General features: G+C 39.5%; 2 protein-coding genes and 1 pseudogene. All 3 read right to left on the bottom strand.

Annotation, left to right across the window (positions count from 1 at the left end; translation table 11 throughout):
• A pseudogene (locus AC1DTM_RS29575) lies at window positions 1-109 on the bottom strand (3-hydroxy-5-phosphonooxypentane-2,4-dione thiolase); the annotation flags it as partial.
• A gap of 6 nt (window positions 110-115) precedes the next feature.
• Window positions 116-478, bottom strand: coding sequence for a cupin domain-containing protein (locus AC1DTM_RS29570; protein WP_000921867.1), 363 nt, complete (start codon window positions 476-478; stop codon window positions 116-118).
• A 25-nt stretch (window positions 479-503) separates the two neighbouring features.
• Window positions 504-812 (bottom strand): FGGY-family carbohydrate kinase (locus tag AC1DTM_RS29565; RefSeq protein ID WP_477001601.1); only part of this gene is annotated, 309 nt, incomplete at its 5' end.

Below are 812 nucleotides of genomic sequence, written 5' to 3'. Positions count from 1 at the left end.
GTTCAAGTCCGTGAATCGGTCCTAAAAAGTAGCCGTGATCTATCGCTAACATAACTGCTCTGCCGTCAGGTAAAATTGTATTTAATCGATTTTTAAATCCCCAAGTCATTAGGAATCACTCCTTCGTTAATGTTGGATTTTCAGTTTGTACAGTATCTTTATTTGGTAAATGTGGTGACTTTATAAAAACAGCTTTAAAAGGCTTATCGGAATGGTTAATAAGATAATGAGATTCATGAGGTCGAACTTGCAAGACATCACCTTGTTTGATCGGAACTCTCTCGTTATTCACATAGAAATCTATTTCGCCTTCTAACGCATAGAAGACTTCTTCGCACGTTGTATGATAGTGATTTTGAAACTCTTGCCCAGGCTGAATAACGACTAGGCCAAGATCGATATTTGGACCTTGTATTAAATATTTAGGCCCGTTATCACCGAAGCGATAGGTGAAATCATCCTCATTCACTTTAAGCATAGAAATCACTCCTTTATGTAATGTGTTACAGCGCACCTGGGGCAATCCACATATGTGATGTGAGGCCTTTATCAGCTAAAGAAAGTTGGCTAGCATACACTGTTTTCCATGTTTCATAGAATCCTTTATAAAGCTCATGATTTTCAGCGTTTGGCTTAAATGTGTTTTCCCACTGTACAAATTGTTCGGCAGTTTCTTCCATCGATTCAAAAATGCCTACGCCAACTCCAGCGGCAATTGCCGTACCTAAAGCAGCGGCTTCTTTTACAACGGGTACTTTAACAGGGATTCCGAGGACATCTGCTAGTATTTGTGGCCAAAGTTTACCTTTAGC

The sequence above is a fragment of the Bacillus sp. P4_D3 genome (assembly GCF_056401855.1).
Note: the sequence above shows the minus strand (reverse complement) of the source record. Positions and strands in the feature narration are given on the sequence as shown.